The sequence below is a fragment of the Rathayibacter sp. AY1E8 genome (assembly GCF_002931415.1).
GTDB lineage: Bacteria > Actinomycetota > Actinomycetes > Actinomycetales > Microbacteriaceae > Rathayibacter.
The window spans coordinates 37,503-50,943 of sequence record NZ_PSVI01000002.1; the positions used below are offsets into that span (position 1 = coordinate 37,503).

The window sequence follows — 13,441 nt, forward strand, 5'->3', positions numbered from 1 at the left end:
CGCTCCGCCCGGTCGTCAGACCCCGGCCAGCTCGGCTCGGAGGGGCGGGTCCGCGCCGATGCGGGAGGCGGTGACTCCCGCCGCCCGGGCCGCCCACCGGCCCGCCGCGAGGAGGGCGTCCTCGTCGAGAGCGGTGGTCCCGCTGTCGAGGAGGGCGTCGATCAGCCCGGCCATCGCCGTGTCGCCGGCGCCGATGGTGTCCGCGACGGCGATGCGGGAGGCGGGGACGACGACCCGGGCCCGGCGGGACGCGAGGACCATGCCCTCGCCGCCCCGCGTGACGACCGCCAGCGAAGGGCCGGCAGCCAGGAGGCGGTCGAGGACGGCGTCGACGGAGTCGCCGGGGTGGAGCCACTCGGCGTCCTCGTCGCTCAGCTTCACCAGATGGCAGCGCCGGAGGAGCCGCTCGAGGACGCGGTGGACCTCGGCGCGCGGAGGGAGCACCTCGGGCCGGATGTTGGGGTCGAGGCTGACGGAGGTCCCGGGCGGCAGACGGTCGAGCAGGTCCGCGACCTTGTCTGCGCCGGGATTCAGGAAGGCGGCGATCGACCCGGTGTGGAGGTGCGCGGCTCCGTCGGGATCGACGCGGTCCGGGTTCCAGCTGAGGTCGAACTCGTACCGGGCCGACCCGTCGGCGCCGATGACCGCCGCCGCGGTCGACGTGGTGCCGCGCGCGGGCGCCGACACCGCGACTCCGGACTCCTCCAGGTGCGCTCGGGCCCGGCGTCCGCGCTCGTCGTCGCCCAGGGCGGTGGCGAAGCGGACGGAGCGGCCGAGCCGGGAGAGGGCGACGGCGACGGTCGCGGGCGAGCCGCCGACGTGCTCCGACCGGCTCCCGTCCCGCTCGACGACGTCGACGACGGTCTCGCCGACGACGAGGACGCGAGAGCCGGAGCCCGAGCCGGGCCCGCTCACTCCGCCGCCGCGCGGACCTGCAGCGTCGTGAACGGCGCCGACGGGAAGACGAGCTGGGTGAGGGTGCTGAGACCCCCGCCGAGGAACACCTCGACCACCGAGGCGTCGACGACGATGCGGACCGGGATCCGCCCCGACTCGTCCGGCGCGGGCAGCGGAGCCCACTCGACAGAGGGGAAGGACGCCGCGAATTCCACCGCGCCGCTGCGCGTGCGGTCGCAGGTCAGCACTCCCTCGTCGCCGTCGACCGTGAGCACCACTTCGTCGTCGGTCGTGCCGGTGAGCAGGCGCAGCTCGGTGCGGTCGCCGGGGAGGCGGGACACGTCGACGTCGAAGACGCGGACGTCGCGGGACGCCGGCCCGGTCGGCAGGACCGCCCGCTGCGCGAGGCGGAGACGGCCGTCGGCCCCGCGGACGAGGTCGAGCTCGCGCACGAGCGACATGGACGAGCGCCACGGGCCGGTGGGCGTCTCGTTCGCGTAGTCCCAGTTGCTGGCCCACGCGACCGTGAGGCGGCGGCCCTCGGGAGCGTCGTTGAAGGAGACGGCCGCGTAGTAGTCCCGGCCGTAGTCGAGCCAGTCGTAGTCGGCGGGGTCCTCGGACGCGCTGATCCGGTCGGCGATGAACTCGGCTCCGTCGAAGTCGCCGAGGAAGTACTGGCTGCCGGAGCCGCCGGCGATGCCGCCCGGGTTGAGGCTCACGATCATCATCCAGCGGACCTCGTCGGTGCCGCGCACGCGCAGCGGGAAGAGGTCCGGGCACTCCCAGACGCCGCCCGTGGCATGGGCGGGGCCGAAGTGGGAGCGCCGGGTCCACGCGATCAGGTCGGGCGAGGTGTAGACCGCGACGCGGCGGTCGACCGCCTCGACGGCGACCATCACCCAGTGGCCGTCGTCCCCGCCGAACCAGAAGACCTTCGGATCGCGGAACTCCGCGGAGCCGATGTCGAGGACGGGGTTGCCCGCGTACCGGGTCCAGGTGGCGCCGTCGTCGACGCTGTAGGCGAGCGCCTGGGCCTGCGAGGCCCCGGTGCCGTCCGGGAGGGCGTGGCGGGCGGCCGTGTAGACCGCGACGAGGGCCGTCTCGCCGGGGCCGGCGAAGCCCGCCGTGTTGCGGACGTCGGCGACCGCGCTGCCGGAGAAGGCCATCTCGCCGTCGAGGACGGGGATCGCGACGGGCTGCTCGCTCCACGACACCAGATCGGTCGAGGTCGCGTGGCCCCAGGACATGTTGCCCCAGGTGCTGCCGGTCGGATTGTTCTGGAAGAACAGGTGGTAGGTGCCGTTGTGGAAGAGGAGCCCGTTCGGGTCGTTCAGCCAGGTGGATCGGGCGGTGAAGTGGGCGGACGGACGCCAGGCGTCGGTCGTCGTGGTGATGGTCACAAGGGCTCCTGAGGAGAGGGGTTCGGTGCGGCCGGACGAGGGGCGCGGGCGGCTGCCGCCCGCGCCCCCGGGAACTACTCGCCGCCGTTCTGGAAGCGGTCGTAGGCCTGCTGGTACGTCGCGGTCACGTCGGAGGCGCCCATCGACTCCAGCTGCGAGACGTAGGAGTCCCACTCGCTGTCGACGGTCCCGTTGACGATCCAGGCGGCGAACTTCTCCTTCACCAGGGTGTTGATGTCGGTCAGCGCGTACGAGACGCGGTCGAGCTCGTCGTTCGAGAGCATCACCGGCGGGTAGGCGTCGTTCGCCTTGTAGGGGAGGTAGTACTCGTTCACCAGGTCCTGGCGCTCCTTCGCGCGCGGCTCGGGGGCCACGACGGTCTCGAAGTCCTTCTCGGTGGTGATCTTCGGGCCGCCCGGGGCGACCTTCTGGCGGCGCTCGCCCTCGGCCTCGCCGGCGGCGGCGGGGATCTGCACGAGGAGGCCGGTGGCCTCGTCCTTCTGGAGGGTGACGCCGAGGGGTCCCCAGCTGCTCTGGGCGCTCATCTCGGGGTCGAAGAGGCGGTCGGCCCAGCGCATCGTGGCGGCGGGGTACTCGTTGGAGCGGGTGATCGCCATCGCGCCGCGGTTGATCTCCTGGTTGCTGGTGACGCTGGCGCGCTTCTCGCCGTCGACGCCCTCGAGCACGCCGAGGATCGCGTAGTCGCCGAGGCGGTCCTCGCCGACCATCTCCTTCGCCTCCCACCAGAAGAAGGAGCCGAGGACCGGGGTGTCGGCCTTGCCCTTGGAGAGGAAGGCGACGTCGTCCTGCGAGAACGACTCGGGGTCGATGAGCCCGTCGGCGTACCAGTCGGAGAGCGCCTCGACGCCCTGCTTGTAGCCGTCGGTGTCGGCCGTGAACTGCACCTTCCCGTCGACCACGATGCGGTGGTCGTTGTTCTCCGGCTGGCCGCCGAGCGCCGCGATCAGGTCGTGCGGGTTGCCGCAGAAGGAGTCGGTGCGGAAGGACAGCGGGATCTCGTCGGCCTTGCCGTTGCCGTTGGGGTCGCCGGTTCTGAAGGCCTCGAGCGCGGCCCGGTACTCCTCGATCGTCGTCGGCATCGGGAGGCCGAGTGCGTCGAGCCAGGCGGTGTTGATGAAGAGGAAGTTCGGGTACTGGAGGATCCCGAGCTCCTCGACCGAGGGCAGCGTGTAGATGTGGCCGTCCGAGGCGGTGAGCGCGGCGCGGATGTCGGGCCGGTCCTCGAGGATCGCGGAGAGGGTCGGCGCGTGCTCCTCGATCAGGTCCTCGAGGGGCAGGAGCGTGCCGTTCTCGCCGTACTGCACGATCTCGGCGTCGGTGAGGCCCGAGTTGAACAGCACGTTCGGCACGTCGTCGCTGGCGAGGAGGAGGTTCTTCTTCTCGGCGTAGACCTGCTCGGGGAGGTTCTTCCAGTCGATCGAGATGTTGGTGTCCTCCTCCCACTGCTGCACGAGCTGCATCGAGGAGTAGTCGGGGGACAGGGCGGACTTGGTGCCGCCGAAGGTCAGCGACAGCGTGTCGTCGACGATCGGCAGGCCGGTCTCGTTGAAGCCGACCTCGCTCGAGCGGTCCTGGACGGGGTCGTTCCCGCCGCCGGTCGTGCAGCCGGCCAGGAGCAGTCCGCCGGAGAGGGCGAGTGCGGTGGTGGTGAAGAAACTGCGGTGTCTCATCGTTCGTGTTCCTCTTGTCGAAAGGGTGGTGCGGGAGGGGTGGAGGGTCAGCTCTTCACGGCGCCGAGAAGGGCGCCCTTGGTGAAGTGCTTCTGCATGAAGGGCAGGACGATCAAGAGGGGGATCGTCGAGACGACGATCATTCCGTACTTGATCAGCTCGCCCAGGCGCTGGGCGGCGGCGTAGGAGTCCATCGCTCCGGAGCCGCCTGCGGAGGTGACCTCGGACTGGATCAGGACGTTGCGCAGCACCAGCTGGAGCGGGTACTTGCTCTCGTCGTCGAGGTAGATCAGGGCGTCGAAGAAGGCGTTCCAGTTGGCCACGAGGTGGATCATGATCATGAGGAAGATCAGCGGCTTCGACAGCGGCAGGACGATGCTGAAGAAGAAGCGGAAGTCGCTCGCGCCGTCCATCTGAGCGGCGTCGCGCAGCTCGCCCGGCACGTTGTTCTCGAAGAAGGCGCGGGCGATGATCAGGTTCCAGACCCCGACCGCGCCGGGCAGGACCACGGCCCAGATCGTGTCCAGCATCCCGAGGTCGCGCACCACCAGGTAGCGGGCGATCAGGCCTCCGTCGATGAACATCGTGAGGATGAAGATCAGGAGGAAGACGGTCCGCCCGTAGAGGTCCTTCCTCGACAGGGCGTAGGCCGCGCAGAGGATCGTGCTGACGCTGATCGCGGTGCCGACGACCGTGTACAGGACCGAGTTGCCGAAGCCCTGCCAGATCGCGCCGTCCGAGAAGATCCGCCCGTAGCCCTCGAGAGTGAAGCCGGCCGGCCAGAGCCAGACGTTCCCGTTGAGGATCTGCGACGGCTCGCTGAACGAGGCGATCACGATGAAGTACATCGGGTAGACGATCGCGACGATCGCCAGGAGCAGGACGGCGATCGCGATCGTGTTGAACACGGGGTCCGCGTACCGTCCGGTGCGCTTCGCCGGGGCGGTGCGGCGAGGGGGAGTCGGTGCCGACGGCTCGCGGACGGCGCGGTCGGGGTGGATGGTCTGTGTCATGGCGTCGTCACCAGAGGCTCGATTGGCCCGCACGGCGGGCGACCTGGTTGAAGGTCGCCAGCAGGACGAGGTTGATCAGGGAGTTGAAGAGGCCGATGGCGGCCGAGTAGCTGAACTGCGCCTGCTGCAGCCCCGCCTTGTAGACGTAGGTCTGGATCACCTCGGAGGTCGGGAGGTTGAGGTCGGTCTGCATGAGCAGGACCTTCTCGAATCCGAGGTTGAAGAGATTGCCGATCGCCAGGATGAACAGGATCGTGATCACCGGCAGGATGCCCGGGATGTCGATGTGGCGGATCCGCTGCCACTTGCTCGCTCCGTCGACGCGGGCGGCCTCGTGCAGAGCCGGGTCGATCGCGGTGAGGGCGGCGAGGTAGACGATCATCGAGAACCCGGCGTTCTGCCAGATGTCGGAGCCGATGTAGAGGGGCCGGAACCAGTCCGGCGAGCCCATGAAGAACACCGGCTCTCCCCCGAGGGCGACGATCGCGCTGTTCACGATCCCGGACCGCGGCGAGAAGAGCAGGTGGATCATGCCCACGACCACGACGACCGAGATGAAGGACGGCGAGTAGAGCACCGTCTGCGTGAACTTCTTGAACCGCTCGCTCTGCAGCTGGTTGACGATCAGCGCGAGCACGATCGGCACCGGGAAGGCGATGAGCAGCCCCAGGGCGTTCACCGTCAGGGTGTTCTCGATCAGGCGCCCGAACTGGAACGACGAGACGAAGCGGGTGAAGTTGTCCCAGCCCACCCACGGGCTGCCCGAGAAGCCGAGCGACGGGTTGTAGTCGCGGAAGGCGATCTGAGCGCCGTACATCGGCCAGTACTTGAACAGCGCCACGAAGACGAGCGCCGGGGTCAGTAGTACGTATAACTGCCAGGAGCGCAGGGCGCGTCTCGCAGCGGAGCCGAGGCGCTGCCTCGGGCTCAGGAGGCGCCGTGGCCGGGGGATCCCGGGGGCGGACTTCATCGTCGTCATGCGCGCACCTCTGCACTCGTCACCGATCCGCGGAGGACCGGTGAGCAATGGATGGGATGGGGTCGGGGCTCCTCGCGCGGTTCCGCGAGGAGGAGGGAGACGGCGTCGCGGGCCATGCGCTCGTGGGGGAGCGCGACGGTCGTGAGGCCGGGGTCGAGGTAGGAGGCGAGGGTCTCCTGGTCGTCGAAGCCGACGATGGAGCAGTCCTCGGGCACGCGGAGGCCGTGCGCTTCGAGAGCCGGGTAGGCGCGACAGGCGGTGCGGTCGTTGCCGCAGAAGATCGCGGTGGGGGGATCGGCCTCGTCGAGGAGCTCCGCGGTGAGCGCGAGGCCGTCCTCGACGGTGCCGCCGGAGCCGTGCCGGACGAGGCGGGGGTCCACGGTGAGGCCCGCCTCCTCGAGGGCGCGGCGGTAGCCCGCCCGCCGTCCGACACCCGCAGGGAGGTCGCTGTCGGCGGGCTGGATGTCGATGTAGGCGATGCGGCGGTGGCCGGCGCCCGTCAGCTGGCTGGTGGCGGTGTACCCGCCCTCCTCCTCGTCCGGGAAGACGCTCGAGAAGCGCCCGCCGGCGGACTGCGCGTTCACGACCACGGTGGGCACGTCCCCCAGCGCCTCCGGCACCTCGACGACGCGGTGGTACATCGAGGCGTAGATGACGCCGAGCACGCGGTACGACAGCATCATGTCGATCGCCGACTCCTCGAGGGCGCGCTCGCCGAAGGTGTCGACGCTGAGGATGATGTGGCCGCTCTCCCAGGCCCGCATCTGCGCGCCCTTCAGCAGGCGGCCGGCGAAGGGGGAGCTGGCGACCTCGTCCGAGACGAAGCCGATCATGCCCGACTGCCCGCTGCGGAGCGACTTCGCGAAGGCGTTGGTGCGGTAGCCGAGATCCTCGACCGCCTCCATCACGCGGGCTCGGGTGGCCTCGGTGACGCGGTTGCCGGGAGCGTTGTTGAGCACGAGGGACACGGTGGCCTGGGAGACGCCGGCGCGCTCCGCGACCTGCCTCATCGTCGCCGTCCGTCCGGCCATGACCCACCTCCTCGTGGTCTCGGTTATTCGTATAACTGGAAAATACACATCCGAGAGCGCGGCGTCAACATCCGATTCCGCGAGCCCCGGTCGGCACGTCGCGGGAACGCAGGGGTCGTCGTTCCGGAGCTCGAGTGCGACGACGTCCGCGTTCTCGCGGAGGGCGGGGGCGTCAGCCGGAGGACTCCCGCGGCACGAGGCGGACGGGCATGGCCTGCACGCCTGCGGTCGGACGTCCGTGGATCGCGTTCGAGAGCTCCTCCGCGGCGGCGCGGCCGAGCGTGTCGAGCATCATGTCGATGCTCGAGAGCGGCGGGCGGGCGGCCTCGACGAGGAGGTCCCAGTTGTCGAAGCCGACGACGGCCACGTCCTGCGGCACCCGCCGGCCGGTCTCGCGCAGGTGGTCGAGCGTGCCGCGGGCGATCTGGTCGCTCGCGCAGATGATCGCGTCGAGGTCCGGATGCGCGCGCAGCAGCGTCTCGGCGCACTGGCGGCCCCAGCTCTCGGACCACTGCCCGAAGAGGACGCCGCCGCCGACCAGCGGCAGCCCCGCCTCCGTCAGCGCCTGCTCGAGGCCGCGGGCGCGGGCGTGGGCGGCGGTGTAGCGCGGCTCGCCGTTGAGGAGGGCGGGCCTCGTCCGTCCGCGCTCGATCAGGTGGCGGGCGGCGAGGACGCCGGCCTGCACGTTGTCGGGCGTGAAGGAGGAGTCGCGCGGATCCTCCGAGGGCGCATAGGCGTAGACGACCGGCACCGGGATGGTGCGCGTGATCGAGGGGCGCGGGTTCGTCGTCCGGCCGAGCACCACGATCCCGTCGACGCGCTTGGCGAGCAGGTTCTTGATGTGGTGCTGCTCGCGGATCGAGTCGCCGCGGGCGTCGCAGAGGAGCACCGACGTCGATCCGGCGCCGAACGCGTCCTCGGCGCCGAGCAGCACGGGGAGCACGAAGCGGTTGTCGAGGTCGTTCGTGAGCATCCCGATGGTGCCCGTGCGCCGGGAGTTGAGGGCCTGCGCGAACGGGTTCGGGGTGAAGGAGAGGGCCTCGGCGGCGTCCAGCACGCGCTGGCGGGTCTCGGCGCGCACCTGGTCGCGGCCGTTGAGCGCCTTGGAGGCTGTGGCGATCGAGACGCCGGCGGCGGCCGCCACGTCGGTGAGCGTGATGGTGCCGGTGGGCTTGCGTGGTGGCACCGCGCCTCCGTTCCGGGCCCGGCGGGCCGCCGCGTCGATCCTCGCACGACTCCGGCGAAAAACCGAAAAGACCGAAAAGGTCGCATCTCTTGACGCGCTGACCGCCCCTGCCTAGGTTTACCCGACAAAAAGTAGTTTCGGCCCGGCGCAGACGATCGGGACGACTGCCGAGGAATCCGTCAACGACGAAGGGATCATCCGTGAAGACGAGGAAGCACGCTCGGGGCCTCGCCGCCGCCGTCCTGCTGGGGACGGCCGCCGCCGCACTGACCGGCTGCGCGAGCGGCTCCGGGGGAGACTCCGGCTCCGCCGCGGGAGGCAGCTACACGTTCTGGGACCCGTACCCCCAGTTCGACGAGTCGTCCGACTGGGCGAAGCTCATCGACTCCTGCGGGACCGAGGCCGGCGTCACCGTCGAGCGCACCGGCTACGACACCACCGACCTGACCAACAAGGCGCTGCTCGCCGGTCAGCAGGGCAACTCGCCCGACCTCCTGCTCGTCGACAACCCCGTTGTCTCGACGCTCGCGGAGTCGGGCATCCTGACCACGACCGCCGAGTCCGGGCTCTCCACCGAGGGGATCGACGCGAACATCCTCGCGGCCGGCCAGACCGGCAGCGACACCTTCGGCGTGCCGATCGGCGCCAACACGCTCGCGTTGTACTACAACAAGGCCGTGCTCGAGAAGGCCGGCGTGGACGCCGCCTCCATCACCGACTGGGCCGGGCTGACCGACGCGCTCGAGAAGGTCACCGCCTCCGGCGGCAAGGGCATCACGTTCTCCGGCATCGGCACGGAGGAGGGGACCTTCCAGTTCCTGCCGTGGTTCTGGGGCTCCGGCGCCGAGCTGACCGACCTCGACTCGCCCGCCGCGGTCGACGCCGTCTCGCTCTGGAGCGACTGGCTCGAGAAGGGCTACGCGCCCAACTCTGTGATCGGCAACACGCAGACCACGAGCTGGCAGGAGTTCGAGACCGGCGAGTACGCGTTCGGCGAGAACGGCACCTGGCAGCTGGCCAACGCGAAGGCCTCGGGCATCGACTACGGCGTCCTGACCATCCCGTCGAAGGACGGCGGAGCGGCCCCCGCACCGACGGGAGGCGAGTTCCTCACCCTCCCGGTGCAGTCGGACACGGCGCGCTACGAGACCTCGAAGAAGATCGCCGAGTGCCTGACCTCGACGGAGAGCCTGGTCACGACCGACAACACGCTCTCGTACATCGCGCCGACGGCCGAGGCGCAGCAGGAGCAGGTCGCCGGCAACGCCGACCTCGAGCCGTGGGTCACCGCCGTGCAGGCCGCGAAGGGCCGCACCTCGGACGACCTCGGCACGAAGTACCCGAAGATCTCGGAGCAGCTGTGGGGCGCGGTGCAGACCGTGCTCAGCGGCTCGCAGTCTCCCGAGGACGCCCTGAAGGCCGCCCAGTCGGCCGCCGAATCCGCCACGAAGTAGGACGACCGGGGGCTCCCGCTCCCCGAACGAGGTCCCCCCGGCCGGTGCTCCGCGCACCGGCCGGGGGGACGGGAGAGACCATGACCACTGCCACCGAGACCGCCCGCCTCCTGCGGCGCGGCACCGAGCCGCCGGCCCCGCCCGCCCCGGCCGCCGAGAGCCGTCGGCGCCGCCGGCGCCCCGAGGGCGGCCGCCTGGTCGCGTGGGCGTTCCTCGCCCCGCTCGTCGCCTACCTGCTCGTCTTCTACGCGTTCCCGCTCTACCGCAACCTCGAGCTGAGCCTGAAGGACTACACGGTCCGCTCGTTCGTGCAGGGGAACGCGCCCTTCGTCTGGTTCGACAACTACGTCCAGGTGTTCCAGGACGCGACCTTCGGCCCGGCGCTGCTGCACACGGCGATCTTCACCGGCGTCTCGCTCCTCTTCCAGTTCACGCTGGGGCTGGCGCTCGCCGTGTTCTTCTACCGCCGCTTCCCGCTCGCGAGCACGCTCCGGGCGCTGTTCCTGGTGCCGTGGCTCCTGCCGCTGATCGTCTCGGCCTCGACCTGGTCGTGGATGCTCAACAGCGACTCCGGCATCGTGAACGCGTTCCTGGAGTCGTTCGGGATCGGCCAGATCAACTGGCTCACCTCGCCGACCACCTCGCTGATCGCGGTCCTGATCGCGAACATCTGGATCGGCATCCCGTTCAATCTGGTGATCCTCTACTCCGGCCTGCAGAACATCTCGCAGGACCTCTACGAGGCGGCCTCGCTCGACGGCGCGACCGGCGCCCAGCAGTTCTGGCGGATCACGCTGCCGCTGCTGCGGCCGGTGTCGGCGATCACGATCCTGCTCGGCCTCGTCTACACGCTGAAGGTGTTCGACATCATCTGGATCATGACGAAGGGCGGCCCCGCCGACTCCTCGACCACGCTCGCCACCTGGACGTACCAGCTCGGCTTCGGCTCGATGCTGCCCGACTTCGGACCGGCCGCGGCCGTCGGCAACCTGCTGATCATCCTGGCCCTCGTCTTCGGCCTCGTGTACATCCGGGTCCAGCGGAAGCAGGCCGACTCGTGACCGCCCGCCGCCCCTGGTACCTGACGGTGGTCGGGATCGCCCTCACGGCGGTCATGCTGTTCCCCGTCTACTGGATGATCAACGTCTCCCTCACTCCGACCGGCTCGATGCGGAAGGATCCGCCGGACTGGTTCCCGTTCTCGCCCACGTTCACCGGCTACCAGGCGGTGCTGAGCGAGCAGCTGCCCTACCTGGGCACCAGCCTCGTCGTCGGCCTCGGAACGGTGCTGCTGACCGTGGCGATCGCCGCTCCCGCCGCCTACTCGCTGGCGAAGCTGCGGCCCCGCGGCGGGCAGGCCCTCTCGTTCGTGCTGCTGATCGCGCAGATGATCCCGGCGATCATCATGGCGATGGGCTTCTACGCCATCTACCTCAACCTGGGACTGCTCAACTCGATCCCGGGCCTGATCGTGGCCGACTCCACCATCGCGGTGCCGTTCGGCGTGCTGATCTTCACGGCCTTCATGTCGGGGATCCCCGACGAGCTCACCCAGGCGGCGCGGATGGACGGAGCGAGCGCCTGGCGCACCTTCACCTCGGTGATCATGCCGATCAGCCGCAACTCCGTGGTCACCGTCTCGCTGTTCGCGTTCCTCTGGGCCTGGTCGGACTTCATCTTCGCCTCGACGCTCGACAGCGGCGGCAAGCTCCAGCCGATCACCCTCGGCATCTACAAGTACATCGGCAACAACAACCAGGAGTGGAACTCGATCATGGCGACCGCCGTGGTCGCCTCGCTCCCGGCCGCCGTCCTCCTCGTCGTCGCCCAGCGGTACGTCTCGGCGGGAGTCACCGCCGGCGCCGTCAAGGACTGACCCGTCCCTCCAAGGAGACACCGTGACCCTCACCGCCCCCACCGCCACCGCCCTCGGCGGCCCGGTCGCCCCCTCGCGGAGCGTGCTCCGGCCGCTCCGCCAGGACGAGATCAGCCTCACCGGCGGCTTCTGGAAGCACTACCAGGACCTCAACTCCTCCGCCGTCATCGAGCACTGCCGCTCGTGGATCGAGCGCGTCGGCTGGGCCGGCAACTTCGACCGCGCTGCCGACGGCTCGATCTCGTCCGCCGAGGGCGGCGACGCGCACGCGGGCATCGAGTTCGTGGACTCCGAGGTCTACAAGCTCCTCGAGGCCATGGCCTGGGAGCTCGGCCGGAGCGACGACACCGGGCTGCAGGAGCGGTACGACGACCTCGTCGCGCGGGTCGCCTCCGCCCAGGACCCGGACGGCTACCTGCACACGAGCTTCGGCCGGCCCGGCCAGCGTGCGCGCTACTCCGACCTGGAGTGGGGCCACGAGCTGTACAGCTTCGGGCACCTGATCCAGGCCGCCGTGGCGCGGCTCCGCACCGGGCACGACGACCTCCTGCCGCAGGTCGCCCGGCGCCTCGCCGACCACGTGCACCGCGAGTTCGGGCCCGAGGGGAGGGTCGCCGTGTGCGGCCACCCCGAGATCGAGCCGGCGCTCGCCGAGCTGGCGCGGGCGACGGGGGAGGAGCGCTACCTCGAGCTGGCCCGCCTCTTCGTGGAGCGGCGCGGGACGGGGACGCTGAAGCCGATCGCGTTCGGCGCCGAGTACTTCCAGGACGACGTGCCCGTGCGCGACGCGGAGGTGCTGCGCGGCCACGCGGTGCGCGCCCTCTACCTCGCCTCCGGGGCTCTCGATGTCGCGGTCGAGACCGGCGACGCCGAGCTGGAGGAGGCGGTCCGCCGCCAGTGGGAGGCGACCGTCGAGCGGCGCACCTACGTCACGGGCGGGATGGGCTCGCACCACCAGGACGAGGCGTTCGGCGCCGACTACGAGCTGCCGCCGGATCGCGCCTATGCCGAGACCTGCGCGGCGATCGGCTCCACGATGCTCAGCTGGCGGCTCCTGCTCGGCTCGAACGAGCACCGCTACGCGGACCTGATGGAGCGGACGCTGCTGAACGCGGTGCTCCCCGCCACCCGCGACGACGGCCGCGCCTTCTTCTACACGAACACGCTGCAGCAGCGCGTCGACGGAGTGGCGCCGGACGAGTCGCGCGAGACCGACCGCGCGCAGTCCAGCCTCCGCGCGCCCTGGTTCTGGGTCTCGTGCTGCCCGACCAACACCGCCCGCACCCTCGCGAGCGTCGAGCTCGGCTTCGCGACCGCCACCGACGACGGGGTGCAACTCCACCAGTACGGCGCGTACGAGGTGCGCACGGGAGGCGTCGCGCTGCGCGTCGAGACGGAGTACCCGGCCGACGGCGAGATCGTCGTGCGGATCCTCGAGGACGCGGAGTTCGCGCTGACGCTGCGGGTGCCGCCGTTCGCGCGGGGCTCGGCGCTGCTCGACGGCGAGCCGGTCTCGACGCCGACCGTCACCGTCCGCCGGGCGTTCTCCGCCGGCGACACCGTGCGGCTCTCGCTGCCGATGACGGCCCGCTTCGTCGCCCCGCACCCCCGGATCGACGCGGTGCGCGGCCAGGTCGCCCTCGAGCGCGGGCCGTTCGTGCTGGCGATCGAGTCGCTCGACCTGCCCGAGGGCCTGGACACCGAGCACATCGCGGTCGACGCCTCGGTGCCGCCCGTCGTGACGGCGGAGGGAGCGCGCGTGTCCCTGGTGGCGCGGGAGGCGGCTCCCGGCTGGCCCTACGGTTCCGTGCCGGTGGAGGAGGGGCGCCGCTTCGAGGCGGAGTTCCGGCCGTACCACCGCTGGGCGAACCGCGGACCGTCGACGATGCGGATCTGGACGCCGACGGCCTGACC

11 protein-coding genes are annotated in these 13,441 nt (G+C 70.6%); 4 read left to right on the plus strand and 7 right to left on the minus strand.

Going from position 1 to position 13,441, the window contains the following annotated elements:
- Nucleotides 1-15 precede the first annotated feature (15 nt).
- The 7 genes from C5C74_RS01050 to C5C74_RS01080 form a co-directional block, all read right to left on the minus strand.
- Nucleotides 16-915 (minus strand): carbohydrate kinase family protein, encoded by a 900-nt coding sequence (locus C5C74_RS01050; protein ID WP_104350823.1) that lies wholly within the window; start codon nt 913-915, stop codon nt 16-18.
- On the minus strand, nt 912-2,297 hold the full coding sequence (locus C5C74_RS01055; protein WP_104350824.1) for a glycoside hydrolase family 32 protein: 1,386 nt from the start codon (nt 2,295-2,297) through the stop codon (nt 912-914). The genes C5C74_RS01050 and C5C74_RS01055 overlap by 4 nt, the downstream gene beginning before the upstream one ends.
- Nucleotides 2,298-2,371: 74 nt before the next feature.
- Entirely contained in the window at nt 2,372-3,988 is a 1,617-nt protein-coding gene (locus C5C74_RS01060; RefSeq protein WP_104288931.1) for an ABC transporter substrate-binding protein, read from the minus strand.
- Between the two features lie 47 nt (nt 3,989-4,035).
- Nucleotides 4,036-5,001: a carbohydrate ABC transporter permease gene (locus C5C74_RS01065; protein ID WP_104268804.1), complete on the minus strand. Its 966-nt coding sequence runs from the start codon at nt 4,999-5,001 to the stop codon at nt 4,036-4,038.
- A 7-nt stretch (nt 5,002-5,008) separates the two neighbouring features.
- Nucleotides 5,009-5,980, minus strand: a complete 972-nt coding sequence (locus C5C74_RS01070) for a sugar ABC transporter permease (RefSeq protein ID WP_258064070.1) — start codon at nt 5,978-5,980, stop codon at nt 5,009-5,011.
- Nucleotides 5,977-7,011, minus strand: coding sequence for a LacI family DNA-binding transcriptional regulator (locus C5C74_RS01075; protein WP_104350825.1), 1,035 nt, complete (start codon nt 7,009-7,011; stop codon nt 5,977-5,979). The genes C5C74_RS01070 and C5C74_RS01075 overlap by 4 nt, the downstream gene beginning before the upstream one ends.
- 172 nt (nt 7,012-7,183) lie before the next feature.
- The gene (locus tag C5C74_RS01080; protein ID WP_104350826.1) at nt 7,184-8,197 is read right to left on the minus strand and encodes a LacI family DNA-binding transcriptional regulator; all 1,014 of its coding nucleotides are present in this window, start codon (nt 8,195-8,197) and stop codon (nt 7,184-7,186) included.
- Nucleotides 8,198-8,397: 200 nt separating this feature from the next.
- On the opposite strand from C5C74_RS01080, the gene C5C74_RS01085 reads away from it, so the two are divergent.
- From C5C74_RS01085 to C5C74_RS01100, 4 genes are all read left to right on the plus strand, one after another.
- On the plus strand, nt 8,398-9,651 hold the full coding sequence (locus C5C74_RS01085) for an extracellular solute-binding protein (RefSeq protein WP_104225801.1): 1,254 nt from the start codon (nt 8,398-8,400) through the stop codon (nt 9,649-9,651).
- An 80-nt stretch (nt 9,652-9,731) separates the two neighbouring features.
- Nucleotides 9,732-10,712, plus strand: a complete 981-nt coding sequence (locus C5C74_RS01090; RefSeq protein WP_104309306.1) for a carbohydrate ABC transporter permease — start codon at nt 9,732-9,734, stop codon at nt 10,710-10,712.
- Nucleotides 10,709-11,527 carry a carbohydrate ABC transporter permease gene (locus C5C74_RS01095; protein WP_104222699.1) on the plus strand — a complete coding sequence of 273 codons (819 nt, stop codon included), beginning with the start codon at nt 10,709-10,711 and terminating at the stop codon, nt 11,525-11,527. The genes C5C74_RS01090 and C5C74_RS01095 overlap by 4 nt, the downstream gene beginning before the upstream one ends.
- Nucleotides 11,528-11,549: 22 nt before the next feature.
- Nucleotides 11,550-13,439 carry a glycoside hydrolase family 127 protein gene (locus tag C5C74_RS01100; protein WP_104350827.1) on the plus strand — a complete coding sequence of 630 codons (1,890 nt, stop codon included), beginning with the start codon at nt 11,550-11,552 and terminating at the stop codon, nt 13,437-13,439.
- Nucleotides 13,440-13,441: the final 2 nt, after the last annotated feature.